We start from the raw sequence: 17243 nt of genomic DNA, 5'->3' as shown, positions 1-17243 counted from the left end.
AATTAGCACTGAAAACTGCGACTGTAACTGAATACTGAAAAGAATTCTAAAAAAAACTATCAACCGACCACTGAACATTAAAAAAATGAGTAACCCTACAAATGGAAGACTAATCTCTTTAGATGTGCTTCGAGGATTTGTTATGTTTTGGATTATGAGCGGAGAACACATCGTTCATGCTCTAGCCAAAGCAGCTCCAATTCCGATTTTTATTTGGATGTCATCGCAATTGCATCATGCGGAATGGAATGGAATTACATTCTATGATATGATTTTTCCTGTCTTTTTATTTGTTGCTGGAGTTTCGATGCCTTTTTCTTTTGAAAAGAAAATGCAACAGGCTGGAGTGAAATCGCCAAAAGATTTGCCTACAAGTGAAAAGCGAAAAATATATTTATCAATGCTAAAAAGAACCTGTATTTTACTGGTTTTAGGATTTGTTGTAAATGGATTATTGCGATTTGATGGTTTCGATCAGACACGTTTTGCAAGTGTTTTAGGCAGAATTGGATTAGCGTGGTTTTTTGCTGGAGTTCTTTATTTGAATTTTGATTTTAAAAAGCAATTAATCTGGTTCTTTGGTATTTTGATTGGCTATTACATTGCGATGAAATGGATTCCCGTTCCCGGATTTGGAGAAGGAGTTTTAACCAAAGAAGGTTCGCTGGAAGGCTATATTGATAGATTGCTTTTGCCTGGAAGATTGCACAGTACGGTATACGATCCAGAAGGAATATTTTCTACGATACCAGCCATTGCAACTGCTTTATTAGGAGTTTTTATAGGAACATTTTTAAAAGCAAAATGCCCATTTTCAATAAAAGTAAAATTGCTTTTGATGGCTTTAACGGCTATAGTTCTGATAATTGCAGGTTTAATTTGGGATATAAATTTTCCAATAAACAAACATTTATGGACAAGTTCTTTTGTATGTTTTGTTGGCGGATTTAGCATTTTATTTTTTGTCTTTTTCTATTTAATAATTGATTATTTCGGTTTTCAAAAATGGGCTTTTCCGTTAATCTTAATCGGTTCAAATTCGATTTTAATTTACATTGCCGCAGAAGGTTTAGTCGATTTTAAACATACTGCAGATTACGTTTTTGGCGGACTTATAAATTTTACGCCTTTAATATGGCAACCGTTTTTTGCCGCTCTATCTGTTACGATAATTCAGCTTTTATTGCTTTATTTTCTCTATAAAAAGAAATGGTTTCTTAAAATTTAGCATCGATTAAATTTTAAAATACATCTTACTATCTAACCACACAATAACCACACTATTATGAATGTATTACAAACCGCAGATTATATTGTTTTCTTTATCTACTTTGTCATAGTTACCAGCTATGGAATGTATATTTATAGAAGCAAAAAAACTGCAGCAACTAGTTCCAACGAATATTTTTTGGCCGAAGGATCGCTTACTTGGTGGGCAATTGGAGCGTCATTAATTGCGTCTAATATTTCGGCGGAACACTTTATCGGCATGAGCGGTTCGGGCTTTGCAATCGGTCTAGCCATTGCATCTTACGAATGGATGTCGGCCGCAACATTGATCATTGTCGCAATGTTTATTTTGCCAGTTTATTTAAAGAACAAAATATTCACAATGCCACAGTTTTTAGCTAAAAGATATAGCGGAACTGTAAGTACAATTATGGCTATTATTTGGCTGTTAATCTATGTATTTGTTAACCTTACTTCAATTATTTATTTAGGTGCTCTGGCTATTTCTTCGATAGCACCGATAAGTTTTCAGTTTTGTGTAATTGGGTTGAGTTTGTTCTCTGTAATTGTAACTTTAGGAGGAATGAAAGTAATCGGATATACAGATATGTTTCAGGTTATTGTGCTAATTTTAGGAGGATTAGTAACAACTTATTTGGCTTTGACATTGCTTTCAGATCAATTCGGATTTGGAAATGATATTCTAAAAGGACTTTCAATAATTGCTCAAGAAGCGCCCGGACATTTACATATGATTTTAGACGAATCCAATCCACATTATAATGAATTGCCAGGTATGTCAGTTTTAGTGGGCGGAATGTTAATCAACAATTTAGCTTATTGGGGTTGTAATCAATATATTGTTCAAAGAGCTTTAGGAGCCGATTTAAAAACTGCACGTAAAGGAATTTTATTTGCGGCTTTCTTGAAATTATTAGTTCCAATTATTGCTGTTCTTCCGGGTATTGCCATGTTTGTAATGCACGAAAATGGTATGTTTCAACAAGAAATGGTGGATGCAGCAGGAGTTTTAAAACCAGATCATGCGTATCCGACTTTAATGAATTTACTTCCTGCAGGATTAAAAGGTGTAGCTTTGGCAGCTTTAACGGCAGCAATTGTGGCTTCTTTGGCAGGAAAAGCCAATAGTATTTCGACCATTTTTTCTTTAGATATTTATAAAAAATATTTCAATTCTCAAGCATCAGAAAAGAAATTGGTTCGTACAGGAAGATGGTGCGTTGTGGTTTGTATGATTATTGCGGCTTTTGTAGCTCCAGCTTTAAAATCATTAGATCAAGCATATCAATTTATTCAGGAATATGTTGGTTTCTTTTCTCCGGGAGTTCTAGCCATTTTCTTATTGGGAATGTTCTGGAAAAAAACAACTCCAGCAGCGGGACTTGCGGGAGCTTTATTAACTGTGCCATTGGCTGCAATACTGAAATTTTTGCCAATGTGGACAGAAGGCGCTTTCCCAGATTATCCTTTCTTAGACAGAATGACTATTGTTTTCTTTATAATTGTATTTATAATGATCGGAATTAGTTTGGCAAGTCCAGTTTCAGAAGAAGAATCTAAAAATCATGAAATAACGGTAGATAAATCGATGTTTAAAGTATCATCAGAATTTATTGTTGGCTCATTTATAATCAGTGGAATATTAGTGGCTTTGTATACTGTTTTCTGGTAAATTTTATTTTGCCACGAAGGCGCTAAGGCTCAAAGTTTATTTAAAAGATTGAATTTAAAATTGCTCGCAAAGACGCAAAAGCGCAAAGTTTATAAAGAACTTTGCGACTTAGTGTCTTTGTGGCAAAAAAAGAAAAGAAATGAAAAGAAATTTAGTAATCGTACTTTTTATTTTTTGTATTTCCATAACTGTTTCGGCACAGAAAGTATTTGATGTCAAAAAATACGGCGCTGTTGGAGACGGAAAAACGTTGAATACAAAAGCAATCCAGAAAGCAATTGATGCAGCAAACAAAAATAAAGGCGGGAAAGTTGTTTTTTCTAAAGGAACATTTTTATCTGGAAGTATTATTTTGAAAAATGATGTAGAATTATTTTTTGAAGAAGGTGCAACATTATTAGGAAGTACTAATCCAGATGATTATCCAAAATACGAAGGAATTAGAGCTTTTATTATTGCAAATGAATCGAAAAATATTGCTGTAAACGGAAAAGGAATTATAGACGGGCAAGGAAGAGAATTGGCTTTGGCAATAGATTCTCTGCATCATACAGGAGTTCGAATTGATCCAAAATACAATTACAGAAGAATGCGTCCTGAAGACGGAAGAGGAAAACTGATTTCGTTTGTAAAATGTGATTCGATTACCATGACTCAAATTACCTTGAAAAACAGTCCGGGCTGGACAATGTGTTTCAGAGCATGCAAAAACATTGTAATTGATTTTATGAAAGTAGAAAGCCGTGCATATTGGAATAATGACGGAATTGATCTTGACGGCTGTGAAAATGCCCGAATTACGAATTGCAATGTAAACGCTGCCGATGACGGAATCTGTTTAAAATCGGAAATACCAGGATTGCATAATAACAATATTTACATTGGAAATTGTACGATTAGATCAAGTGCGAATGCTGTAAAATTCGGAACGGGTTCTTATGGAAGTTTTAAAAACGTAACAATCGAAAATATTAAAGTTTTTGATACATTCAGATCAGCGGTTGCCATTGAATCTGTTGATGGAGCTGAAATTGAGAACATCAAAGTTTCTGATATTACGGCTGTGAATACTGGAAATGCAATCTTGATTCGTTTAGGTCACAGAAATGGTGATAAACCAGGTTACATCAAAAACGTATCAGTTAAAAATGTAAAAGCGCAGATTCCGTTTGGTCGTCCTGATATTGATTACGATATGAGAGGCCCGGAAGTTGATTATTTCCATAATCCGTTTCCATCTTCAATTGCTGGAATTCCGGGGCATTCAATCGAGAATGTAACTTTAGAAAACATAGAAATCGTTTATCCGGGAAGAGCTTCAAAAGGAATGGCGTATCATCCGTTAAGCCGATTAAAAGATGTAAAAGAAAATATCAACGGATATCCTGAATTTACCATGTTTGGAGAATTGCCTTCTTGGGGATTTTACGTTCGTCACGTAAACGGAATCGAAATGAAAAACATAAAATTGGTTTTGGATAAAGAAGATTTTCGTCCAGCCTTTGTTTTTGATGATGTAAAAAATCTGACGATGAAAACTATTGATATTCCATCAGATAAAATCAATCAAATTATTTTTAAAGATGTTCCATCAAGTAATTTGGATAGCGAAGCTGCAAAAAGAAAAATAGAACCAGAGCAAAATAAATTTGAATTACCAGCACATTAATGGTTGGCCACAAAGCTGCAAAGGCGCAAAGTTTTTTAACTCGATTGTAAAATTTTGTTTCACGCAGATTTAAAAAGATTTAAGCAGATTCTGCAGATATCAAAAAAAAAATCTAATAAAATCTGCCTAAATCTGCCAGATCTGCGTGAAACAAAAAAACTTAGTGTCTTTGAGCCTTTGCGGCATAAAAAAAATAAAAAACATGAAAAAGAAATCTATAATCGCAATCCTAATTTTCTGTATTTCCCTGATGACTAATGCACAAAAGATTTACGACATTAAAAAATACGGAGCAAAAGGAGACGGAAAAACCAATGATGCGGCAGCCATTCAAAAAGCAATTGATGAATGCAGTAAAACTGGTGGAAGGGTTCTAATCCCTGCGCCTTTTACCTTTTTGGCTGGGCCAATAGATGTAAAATCAAAAGTTGATTTACATATTGAAGCTGGTGCTAAATTATTAGCAAGTCCAGATGAAAAACTGTATACTAAAAGCGCTTTCAGAACCAATCCGGGAGAAGGGACAATTTGGATTGGAGGAGAAAATATAGAAGATTTTACCATTAGCGGAAGCGGAAAAATAGATGGAAACGGAATTTCTTTTATGGGAGCAGAAGAGGAAGACGCTTATATTTTAAAACCATTTAATGTATTAGATCCAAGACCTCATGTATTGACAATTATTGGCGGAAAAAACATTAGAATTAAAGATGTTCACATTGGAAATTCGGCCTATTGGACAGTGCATTTGATTGGTTGTAATGATGTTGTAATCAGCGGAATTACTTTATTAAATAGCTTAAAAGTTCGTAACAGTGACGGAATCGATTTAGATCATTCTAAAAATGTGAGAATCAGTGATTGTTATATAGAAAGTGGAGACGATTGTATCTGCTTGAAAAACAGAAGAGAGTTCGAAGAATTTGGTGCTTGTGAAAATATTACAGTGACCAATTGCACGATGACAAGCAGCAGCTGTGCCATTAAAATTGGTTCAGAAAATATGGATGCTATTCGACAAGTGGTGTTCAATAATTGTATTATCAAAAATAGCAATCGCGCTTTAGGAATTCAGAATCGCGATGAAGGAACGGTGAGCGATGTTATTTTCTCCAATATCATTATCGAAAGTAAATTAAACACCGACACTTGGTGGGGGAAAGCAGAGCCAATTTATGTAACGGCTTTTAGTAGAGCAAAAGGGAATCATAAAGATGCGAACTGGCGTTTTCCAAAAGGAGCGACAGAAGGAAAAGTGGGAGAAATCAAAAATATTTATTTTACAAATATTCAATGTACAGGAGAAAACGGTGTTTTTGTAAGCGGAGAATCCAAAGATAAAATCAAGAATATTGTTTTTGAGAATGTGAGTGTCTTTATGGACAAAACTACTTCTTTTCCTGGCGGATTATATGATAGACGTCCAGCAAATGTAGAAGGTTTTGTAAAAGGAAGTACTTCAGGATTTTATTTTGATACTGCCGAAAGCATAAAAGTTCAAAATTGTACAGTTCAATGGGGAAAAAACAAACCTGAGTATTTTAAACATGCTGTAGAAAGTAAAAATGTGGATGTTTTGAAAGTGGTGAATTTAGATGGAGAAGCAGCTTTTCCAAATAAGTATGAAGCAGTTAAAAAGTAATTTATTCTTTTTAGTAAAAATATAAGTGTAAAAGTCACAATAAATCTTTCTAGCGTGATACTTTCTATAGACTTTAAAAAGATTAATTAATATATTGCAAGTATATTCTTAATATAAAAATAATACAATGAAAATAAACGTAATTTCAACATTATTCATAGGAAGTTTGCTATTTAGCAGTATTTCTGGAAATGCACAAAAAGCAGTTTTAGAAGTTGATGCTTCCAAATCCATTACTAAAATAGAACCAACTATGTTTGGGTTATTTTTCGAAGATATCAATTTTGCTGCAGACGGAGGATTATATGCGGAAATGATTAAAAACAGATCTTTTGAATTTGAAAAACCTTTAATGGGATGGGAACAGCCGAAAACAAACAGATCTTCTATGAATAAAGAATCTGGAATGGCACTTCCTGTAAACGTTGCGGCAAATAACACTAATTTTTGCAGAGTTGAAATCAATAATGATAAAGGTTATTCCCTAATAAATGAAGGATTTAGAGGAATGGGAGTAAAGAAAGATGCAAAATACAATCTTTCATTAAAGGCTTTTAATCATAATGGAGACGTTAAGAAAATTATTTTCCAATTTATTGATAAAGACCAAAAAGTAATTGGTGAAACGAGTATTGTTCCAAAATCAAAGCAATGGACTACTTACGTGTCACAGATTATGGGGACTCAAACCGAAGCTAAGGCTAAATTGAAAATCACTTTTGAAGGAACAGGAACAATCGATTTGGATATGATTTCGCTATTTCCTGAAGACACGTGGAAGAATAGAAAGAACGGACTTCGTAAAGATTTAGTACAGCTTTTATACGATGTTAAACCAGGATTTTTACGTTTTCCTGGTGGTTGTATTGTTGAAGGAAGAACTTTATCAGATCGTTATCAATGGAAAAAATCGGTTGGAAATGTTGAGGATAGAAAAACGATGATGAACAGATGGAACGTGGAATTCAATCACAAATTAACACCAGATTATTTTCAAAGTTTTGGTTTAGGATTTTTTGAATATTTCCTGCTTTCAGAAGATATTGGTGCAGAACCTCTTCCAATTTTAAGCTGTGGAATGGCGTGTCAATACAATACAGGAGAATTAGCTTCAATGGACGAATTAGATCCTTATGTACAAGATGCTTTAGATTTAATTGAATTTGCGAATGGAGCAGTTACAACGACTTGGGGGAAAATCCGTTCTGATATGGGACATCCAAAACCATTCAATCTAAAATTTATTGGAGTGGGAAATGAGCAATGGGGACAAGATTATATTGAAAGATTTAAAGTTTTTGAAAAAGCCATAAAAGCAAAATATCCAAATATTATTATTGTTTCTGGAGCCGGTCCTTCGCCAGATGGTGAGCATTTTGATTATGCAATGAAAGAACTTAAAAAACTAAACGCAGAATTGGTAGACGAGCATTATTACAGAAGTCCGCAATGGTTTAGAGAAAATGCAGGACGCTATGATAATTATGACCGAAAAGGACCTAAAATATTTGCAGGAGAATATGCAGCGCAGAGTGTTTCGGGAGCTAACCCAAATAATAGAAACAACTGGGAATGTGCTTTCTCTGAAGCCGCATTTATGACTGGTTTAGAAAGAAATGCAGAAGTTGTTCATTTGACTTCGTACGCACCTTTAATGGCTCACGAAGATGCTTGGCAATGGACACCAGATATGATTTGGTTTAATAACTTACAATCTTATGGTTCTGCTAATTATTACGTTCAACAATTATTTTCAACCAATAAAGGAACAGATTTGTTGAATATTACCCAAGATGGAAAAGCTTTAATTGGACAGAATAATTTATATGCATCGGCTGTAAAAGATGCAAACAGTAAAGAAATTATTGTGAAATTGGTAAATACAGCCGCAACAGCATCAGATGTAAGTATTGATTTGAAAGGAGCAAAACTAGGATCAAAAGGAAGTATAATTAGTTTAGTAAGCGCCAATTTGCAAGATGAAAACACTTTTGCAGATCCTAAAAAAATTACTCCAAAACAAAGTGAATATAAAGTAACAAAAGGAAAACAACAATTGAGTCTTCCTGCCTATTCTGTTACTGTTTTGAAATTAAAAACGATTTAAATAAAAATAAATACATGCCGTATCATTCTCTTCAAAAAAGCCTTTTATTATTGCTAACCTTGACAGGATTTTCTGTTTTTGCACAACAAGATTTAAAACTGCATTACAAACAGCCTGCTGTCGAATGGACAGAAGCGCTGCCAATAGGGAATGGTACGCTTGGAGCAATGGTTTTTGGAAGAGTGGATTCTGAATTGATTCAGCTTAATGAAGCTACTTTGTGGAGCGGTGGACCAGTTAAGAAAAATGTAAATCCAGATGCTTTTCAAAATTTAGCTCTTATCAGAGAAGCACTATCAAAAGAAGATTTCGAGAAAGCTTACAAGCTGACTAAAAATATGCAGGGACCATACAGCGAAAGTTTTATGCCTTTGGGAGATCTTATTTTGAAACAAGATTTTAATGGGTTAAAACCTGATTCTTACAATAGAAGTCTTGATATACAAACTGGATTAGCGTTGACTAATTTTAGCGTTGGCGGCGTAAATTACAAAAGAGAAATATTTGCTTCGGCACCTGCGCAATGTATTGTAATCAAACTTTCGGCAGATCAATCAAAGAAACTTTCTATATCACTTGATGCGGCGAGTCTTTTAAAAAATGAAAAAACAATACAGAATCAGTCTTTAGTTTTAAAAGGAAAAGCGCCATCACATTCAGATCCAAACTATATTGATTACAACAAAGAACCAATCGTTTATGAAGACGCAACTGGTTGTAGAGGAATGCGTTTTGAATTGATTATTAAACCAATCGTAAAAGATGGAGAAATAACTTCTGAAGGAAATAAATTAGTCATTAAAAATGCATCGGAGATTTTACTCTTTGTTTCGGCAGCAACTAGTTTCAACGGATTTAATAAATGTCCTGATAGTGAAGGAAAAGACGAACATAAATTGGCTGAAGCTCCAATTAAAAAAGTTACCTCTAAAAATTATGATAGTTTATTAAAAGAACATATTGCAGATTTTCAAAATTTCTTCAAGCGAGTTTCATTCAAACTGAATGAAAAAGAAAGTGATAAATCAAATATACCGACAGATTTAAGATTAGAAAAATATGCAAAAGGAGAAAAAGATTCTGGACTTGAAGCTTTATTTTTTCAGTACGGTCGTTATTTATTGATTTCTTCGTCACGAACTCATAATGCGCCAGCTAATTTGCAAGGAATTTGGAACAACAAACTTCGCGCACCTTGGAGCAGTAATTACACCACAAATATCAATTTACAGATGAATTACTGGCCGGTTGAATCAGCTAGTTTGTCTGAGTTATTTTTTCCGCTTGACGAATTCATTAAAAATGTTTCGGTAACGGGAGCGGAAACAGCCAAAAGCTATTATCATGCCAACGGATGGGTGTTGCATCATAACTCTGATATCTGGGCAATGACAAATCCTGTAGGCGATTTTGGAAAAGGAGATCCTATGTGGGCCAACTGGTATATGGGAGCTAACTGGCTGAGCAGACATTTATGGGAACATTACGAATATACAGGAGATGTTGCCTATTTAAAGAAAGTGTATCCAATTATAAAAGGAGCGGCAGAATTTAGTTTAGACTGGCTTCAGAAAGATAAAAATGGTTATTTGGTTACAATGCCTTCGACTTCTCCAGAAAATAAATATTTCTATGATGGGAAAAAGCAAGGTACTGTTACAACTGCTTCTACAATGGATATTGGAATCATAAAAGATTTGTTTGAAAATACTGCCGAAGCTTCTAAAATTTTACATACCGATTCAGATTTCAGAGAAAAAGTAAATAAAGCAGCAAACGAATTGCTACCTTTTCAAATTGGAAGTAAAGGACAATTATTAGAATGGTATAAAGAATTTGAAGAAGAAGATCCGCATCACAGGCATACTTCACATCTTTATGCGTTGCATCCTGCCAATTTAATTTCACCGCTTAAAACTCCAGAATTAGCTAATGCAGCAAAGAAAACTTTAGAATTAAGAGGCGACGATGGAACTGGTTGGAGTTTAGCATGGAAAGTAAACATGTGGGCAAGACTTTTGGATGGAAATCACGCTTATCAATTATTCAAGAACCAATTAAGATTAACCAAAGATAACAATACAGAATACAGCGGGCATGGAGGCTGCTATCCAAATCTTTTCGATGCGCATCCGCCTTTTCAAATTGATGGAAATTTTGCGGGAACTGCCGGCGTAATCGAGATGTTAATGCAAAGCCAGAATAAAGAAATTCATTTGCTTCCCGCTCTTCCAGACGCTTGGAAAGATGGGGAAATTAAAGGGCTTAGTGCAAAAGGAAATTTTACTGTAGATATAGAATGGAAAGACGGTAAAATGACTCAAAGTAAAATTGTATCTAATCTAGGCGGAAAGTGTCAAATTAGATCAGAAAAACCATTTAGAGTTCAAAAATTAAACATTGAAAGCAAAAAATCTTCAATAGGTTATGTTGCAGAATTTGAAACGAAAAAAGGAACTTCTTATGTTGTTCAATCTTTATAAAGGATAGAAATCATAGTTTAAACCAGATATAGCATACAAATGTTATATCGGATTATCGAGAAAAAAACTTGATAATATATTAAATCCCATCATGTAAGACTATTAATTTAAAAAAATATAGGGAAGGGATTTTTTTTTATTATTTTTAAATGTAAATTTTACACATAAAATTAACCACAATGAAAAAAACAAACTTACTTACTATTGTGATAGGAACATTTTTTATATCTGTCTTATCCAATGCACAAACCAAAACATTTCAAAAAGAAGAATTTAAACAATGGGCGCAAACACCTCCAATGGGTTGGAACAGCTGGGATTGTTATGGTCCAACTGTAGAAGAACATGAAGTAAAAGCCAATGCTGACTATATGGCAAAAGAACTCAAAAAGTTCGGTTGGGAATATATAGTTGTTGATATCAGATGGTTTGTTGAAAATGATAAAGCAGGAGGTTACAACCAAACAGACCCGCGTTATGTTATAGATCAGTACGGAAGATATTTGCCTGCTGTAAATAGATTTCCTTCAGCAAAAGATGGTAAAGGTTTTAAACCATTAGCAGATTATATTCATAATAAAGGATTAAAATTCGGAATTCATATCATGCGTGGTATTCCTAAAAAAGCGGTTGAAGACAAAATGCCGATTAAAGGAACTAAAGGAATTACGGCAGATCAAATTTATACAACAGCTTTACAATGCGAATGGTTAAGAGATAACTATACGATTTTGGCAGATAAACCGGGAGCGCAGGAATATTACGATTCTATATTTGAACTCTATGCACAATGGGGAGTAGATTTTATTAAAATTGATGATTTATCAAGACCATATCACGAAGGAGAAATCAATTTGATAAGAAATGCGATTGATAAATGCGGTCGTAAAATTGTTTTAAGCACTTCGCCTGGAGAAACACCAATTTCAGCTGCTTCTCACGTTACTTCACACGCTAATATGTGGCGTATGGTTGATGATGTTTGGGATACTTGGCCGCATATTACACATTTAATGGATGTTGCTCAAAAGTGGTATCCGCACATTGCTCCAGGAACATGGCCAGATTGTGATATGATTCCGTTAGGACGTATTTCAATAAGAGGTGAACGTGGCAACGACAGAATGACTCGTTTAACAAAAGACGAGCAATATACTTTAATTACATTTTTTAACATTTTTAAATCGCCATTGTTTTTTGGAGGAGATTTGCCAAGTAATGATGCTTTTACTTTATCATTGTTGACAAATAAAGATGTTGTAAAAATGCATAACGAAAGTACAGCTGTAAAACAGCTTTTTCAAAAAGACGGAAAGATTGCAGTGACTTCAAAAAATGCTAAAGACGGAAGTATTTATCTGGCTTTGTTTAATATTTCAGATAAAGATTCACAGAAAGTTTCAGTAAATCTTTCAGATCTTGGTATTTCTAGTTCTGCCGAAATTTTAAATATGTGGACTGGCGAAAAATCAAAAATAACTTCAAAAGAAATCGGAGCAGACTTAAAACCGCACAGTTCTGTTCTATATCAATTAAAAAGTAAAAAATAATGAAAGTTTTTTTGCTTCGAAATACTTTAAAGCTGTTTTTAGTTTTCTCAATTCTTTTTGGATTATCGGGATTTAGTATCAAAATAAAAGAAGAGAATCCTGGAAAGGTATATTTGTTCGCCTATTCCACTTTAAAAAATAATGGCAAAAACGGACTTCATTTTGCTTGGAGTACAGATCAGAAAAACTGGTTTGCGATTGGTCCAGAGTTCAGTTTTCTGAAATCAGATTTTGGAAGCTGGGGACCAACGGGAAAAAGTATGTCTGAAGTTTTTCTGATTCAAGATAATAGTGGAATTTTTCATTGCTTTTGGAGCGTGAGAGACAACGTTTTTGCGCATTCAGAAAGTAAAGATTTGGTCAATTGGGGAAGGCAAAATTATATTCAGGGAATGAAAAATTTTGTTGGAAAAGAGCAAGATAAATCGATCATTTTAAATGTTCAGGTCAGTAAAAATGAGGGACAATATCTGATTCACTTTAGCGAAAGCGGTAATAATTATTCCTGTGCTACAAAAGATTTTAAACAGTACACTTCAACAATAATTGATGCGAATGCTTCTGCATTAAAATTAAGAAGCGAAATTCAACTGCAAGATGAGATTTTACAAGGAACAATGCATAAAGTTGATTGGAGTTTAGTCGAAAACATGATTAAAAATATGGAGTCGGTTAAGTTTAGAGATAAACAGAATAATACTTCTCCAAAAAGTGATAGTTTGTTGTTTTTGGGTTTAAAGCCTATTAATGTTACAATTAAAATAAACGGTCAGAATTCAAAAAAGATAAGCAATATGCTTACGGGTGTTTTCTTTGAAGACATCAATTATGCGGCTGATGGTGGCTTGTATGGAGAATTGATTCAGAATCGTGATTTCGAATATACTCTTCATGATAGAAAAGGAAGTGACGAAAAATGGAATTCGTCAATGGCTTGGAGCGGTGATTTTAAAATTGAAAATGTAAATCCAATTCACGCTAATAATCCAAATTATGCCGTAATCAAAAACGGAAGTATTTCGAATTCTGGTTTTGAAGGAATTGCGCTTAAAGCGAATGAAAAATACGATTTTAGTGTTTTTGCTAAAGGAACAAAAGCAATTGTTCGTCTGAAAACAGCAAGCGGAGAAACTTTAGCGGAAGCGGAATTTACTCCGTCAAATACATGGAAGAAGTTTAATTTGGTTTTAAAATCTTCTAAAACAGTAAATGATGCTCATTTGGAAATTAGCACCAACGGAGAAACCGCTGTTGATATGGTTTCGCTTTTTCCGCAGAAAACATTTAAAAATCGTAAAAACGGACTTCGTGCAGATTTAGCAGAAACGATTGCCGACATGCATCCAAAATTTGTTCGTTTTCCTGGCGGATGTGTAGCTCATGGAGATGGATTGCATAATATTTACAAATGGAAAAATACAATCGGTCCACTTGAAAGCCGAATTGGATCAAGAAATATTTGGGGATATCATCAATCAATGGGATTGGGTTATTTTGAATATTTCCAGTTTTGTGAAGATTTAGGGGCAGAAGCTGTTCCAGTTTTAGCTGCTGGAGTTCCTTGTCAAAATTCTTCTGATGGAGGTTCCGGACAGCAATTCGGAATTCCGATGGAAGATATGGACGAATATGTTCAAGATGTTTTAGATTTAATTGAATATGCCAACGGAAGCATTAATACAGTTTGGGGCAAAAAACGAGCTGAAGCAGGACATCCAAAGCCTTTCAATTTAAAATATATTGGAATTGGAAATGAAGATTTAATCAGCGATGTTTTTGAAGAACGTTACCGAATGATTGTTAAAGCAATACAGCAAAAACATCCAGAGATTAAAATTATTGGTACGGTAGGACCTTTTTTTGAAGGAACCGATTATAGAGAAGGCTGGAAAATAGCCGATGATTTGAAACTTCCACTTGTAGATGAACATTATTACCAATCTCCGGGCTGGTTTATTAATAATCACGATTTTTATGATAGCTATGATCGTTCAAAGTCTAAAGTTTATCTGGGAGAATATGCATCGTGGGGCAATATGTTTTACAATGCTTTAGCGGAGGCATTATATCTTACAGGAGTTGAACGAAATGGCGATGTAGTTTCAATGGCTTCTTACGCGCCTTTATTGGCAAGAGAAAAACATACACAATGGAATCCAGATCTTATTTATTTTAATGGAAATGAAGTAAAACCGACAGTAAATTATTTTGTTCAAAAACTTTACGGTCAAAATCCAGGAGATATTTATATAGAGAGAAGTGTCAAAGCTTCGGATAATAGCGATGTAAATAAACGAATTGGAGTTTCTGCTGTAAAAGAAAGCATTTCGGGAGATTTGATTGTAAAATTGGTCAATGTGCTTCCCGTAAGCGTTATGCCATCAATTGAAATAGCTAATTTGGCAACCACAGAAAATACGAGTTACACTGTATTAAGCGGAAATCCAGAAAAAACAGATGCCAGACCAATAACTCAAAATATTACTTTAAAAGAAGCAATTTCTAAAGAATTGCCACCTTATTCTTTTACTGTGATTCGTATTAAAACTAAAAAATAAGCTGTTTCATTGTTTTAAAAATATGCAGCAGGATTTAATTTATTATAAAATGAAAAAAACAAAAATCAGTCTTGTAATATTATTGTTAATTTCAACTTTTTTACAAGCGCAGGATAAAACAAATGGGATTCCGCCAACAGTTGCAGACAAAGATTTAACTGCCTATCTATTCGTTTATTTTATTGGAAATAAAGTCGAAGAAGAAGCCGTAAATTATGCCGTAAGCCAAGATGGTTATCATTACTATAGCCTTAATGGAAACAAACCGGTTATCGATAGTAAAATTATCAGTTCAACTGGAGGAGTTCGTGATCCACATATATTGCGTGGAGAGGATGGTAAAACTTTTTATATGGTTTTAACAGACATGACTTCTTCAAAAGGCTGGGACAGCAATCGTGCAATGATCTTACTTAAAAGTACAGATTTAGTTAACTGGAAAAGTACAGTTGTAAATATCCAAACTACATTTCCTGGTAATGAAAATTTAAAAAGAGTTTGGGCGCCTCAAACTATTTATGATGCCAAAGCAGGAAAATACATGATTTACTTTAGTATGCAGCATGGTCCAGAACCAGATAAAATTTATTACGCTTATGCGAATAAAGATTTTACAGGTTTAGAAAGCAATCCGAAATTATTATTTGTCCCAAAATCTAAAGGAGCTTGTATTGATGGTGATATAATTCAAAAAGATGGAGTTTATCATCTTTTCTATAAAACCGAATCCGAAACTGCTGGAATAAAAACTGCAACGACAACTGATTTGACTTCTGGAAATTGGAAAGAAAACGACAATTATTTACAGCAGACCAAAGAAAAAGTGGAAGGATCAAGTATTTTCAAGCTTAATAATTCAGAAGATTATATTTTAATGTATGATGTCTATTCAAAAGGAAAATATCAGTTTACTAAAACAAAAGATTTAGAAAACTTTAAAGTCATAGATAACGACATCTCTATGGATTTTAACCCGCGTCACGGAACCATTTTGCCAATTACACGTTCTGAATTAAAGAGAATAACAGACAAATGGGGAACGCCAGAGAAATTTTCAAAAGTAAATCATAATCCAGTTTTAGAGGGATATTATGCAGATCCTGAAATTCTGTATTCCAATAAAACTAAGAAATATTACATTTATCCAACTAGTGACGGATTTAACGATTGGTCTGGATATTATTTCAAAACATTCTCTTCAGATAACCTAGTAGATTGGAAAGACGAAGGTATTATTTTAGATCTTAAGAAAGATGTGCCATGGGGAACTAGAAATGCTTGGGCACCTTGTATTGTAGAAAAAAAGATAAAAGGAAAATATAAATATTTCTACTATTTTACAGCAGCACAAAAAATAGGAGTAGCAGTTTCAGATAATCCGACAGGTCCTTTTAAAGATAGTGGAAAAGCAATTGTAGCCCAAAGACCAGAAGGCATTAACGACGGACAGGAAATTGATCCAGATGTTTTTACAGATCCTAAAACAGGTAAAAGCTATTTGTATTGGGGAAATATGTATATGGCTGTAGCCGAATTAAATTCAGATATGATTTCTTTAAAACCAAATACCCAGAAAATTATAGCTGTAAATCCATCTTTTCGTGAAGGAACCTACGTAATTTACAGAAATGGAAAATATTATTTCTTTTGGAGTGAAGACGATACCAGAAGTCCAAACTATAAAGTCAGATACGGAATATCAAATTCACCAACTGGACCATTAGAAATACCAGAAAACAATATAGTTATTCAAGGAAAACCGGAACTTGGTATTTATGCAACTGGACATAATTCTGTTTTGCAAATTCCAAATAAAGATGAATGGTATATTACCTATCACCGTTTTTCATATCCGACTGGAATTAAAATGGGAAATGCAGGCGGTTTTCATCGAGAAGTTTGTATCGATAAATTAGAATTCAATTCCGACGGTACGATAAAACAAGTTGTTCCAACTCTCGAAGGAATAAAAGCAATAAAGTAAGCAATAATTACACATATATATAATAGTATAAAACCCGACAGATTTCAAAACCTGTCGGGTTTGTTTTTTATACATATATATAATAGTATGCAGTTAAAATCTAATTTGTCTGTAGAGGCGCAGCGCAGTGCGTCTTATGCGCATGATGTAGGCTATTATTTAAATTTGTAATCTTATTAAGGAGCTTTATCCCGCTATCCGCTCCAATCTTTTGCTTTTTAAAGAAAAAAGCAAAAGGATTTCCGCTCCTATCGGGGCTAGGGCACCGGTTTTCAGAAGAAATTCTGGGAAGCAGGCAGGTTTGGGCAGGAAATAGAGAAGAAGAAA

The 17243-nt window shown here is 34.0% G+C and carries 9 protein-coding genes; all 9 read left to right on the top strand.

Annotation, left to right across the window (positions count from 1 at the left end; genetic code table 11):
• Positions 1–85 precede the first annotated feature (85 nt).
• The 9 genes from HNP35_RS22690 to HNP35_RS22650 all read left to right on the top strand — a co-directional run bounded on the left by HNP35_RS22690 (position 86) and on the right by HNP35_RS22650 (position 16916).
• Positions 86–1228, top strand: coding sequence for an acyltransferase family protein (locus HNP35_RS22690; protein WP_184167829.1), 1143 nt, complete (start codon positions 86–88; stop codon positions 1226–1228).
• A 57-nt stretch (positions 1229–1285) separates the two neighbouring features.
• Positions 1286–2923 (top strand): sodium/sugar symporter, encoded by a 1638-nt coding sequence (locus tag HNP35_RS22685; RefSeq protein WP_184167827.1) that lies wholly within the window; start codon positions 1286–1288, stop codon positions 2921–2923.
• A gap of 139 nt (positions 2924–3062) precedes the next feature.
• Positions 3063–4592 carry a glycoside hydrolase family 28 protein gene (locus tag HNP35_RS22680; protein ID WP_184167825.1) on the top strand — a complete coding sequence of 510 codons (1530 nt, stop codon included), beginning with the start codon at positions 3063–3065 and terminating at the stop codon, positions 4590–4592.
• Between the two features lie 202 nt (positions 4593–4794).
• On the top strand, positions 4795–6234 hold the full coding sequence (locus HNP35_RS22675) for a glycoside hydrolase family 28 protein (protein WP_184167823.1): 1440 nt from the start codon (positions 4795–4797) through the stop codon (positions 6232–6234).
• Positions 6235–6361: 127 nt separating this feature from the next.
• Positions 6362–8341 (top strand): alpha-L-arabinofuranosidase C-terminal domain-containing protein, encoded by a 1980-nt coding sequence (locus tag HNP35_RS22670; protein WP_184167821.1) that lies wholly within the window; start codon positions 6362–6364, stop codon positions 8339–8341.
• A gap of 14 nt (positions 8342–8355) precedes the next feature.
• A complete protein-coding gene (locus HNP35_RS22665) occupies positions 8356–10824 on the top strand; it encodes a glycoside hydrolase family 95 protein (protein WP_184167819.1) in 2469 nt (822 codons plus the stop codon).
• A gap of 179 nt (positions 10825–11003) precedes the next feature.
• Positions 11004–12374 (top strand): glycoside hydrolase family 27 protein, encoded by a 1371-nt coding sequence (locus tag HNP35_RS22660; RefSeq protein WP_184167817.1) that lies wholly within the window; start codon positions 11004–11006, stop codon positions 12372–12374.
• Positions 12374–14932, top strand: a complete 2559-nt coding sequence (locus tag HNP35_RS22655; protein ID WP_184167815.1) for an alpha-L-arabinofuranosidase C-terminal domain-containing protein — start codon at positions 12374–12376, stop codon at positions 14930–14932. The genes HNP35_RS22660 and HNP35_RS22655 overlap by 1 nt, the downstream gene beginning before the upstream one ends.
• A gap of 49 nt (positions 14933–14981) precedes the next feature.
• Positions 14982–16916 (top strand): family 43 glycosylhydrolase, encoded by a 1935-nt coding sequence (locus HNP35_RS22650; protein ID WP_184167813.1) that lies wholly within the window; start codon positions 14982–14984, stop codon positions 16914–16916.
• The last annotated feature ends 327 nt before the right edge of the window (positions 16917–17243 follow it).

This window comes from Flavobacterium notoginsengisoli, assembly GCF_014207905.1.
GTDB classification, from domain to species: Bacteria; Bacteroidota; Bacteroidia; order Flavobacteriales; family Flavobacteriaceae; genus Flavobacterium; species Flavobacterium notoginsengisoli_A.
Note: the sequence above shows the minus strand (reverse complement) of the source record. Positions and strands in the feature narration are given on the sequence as shown.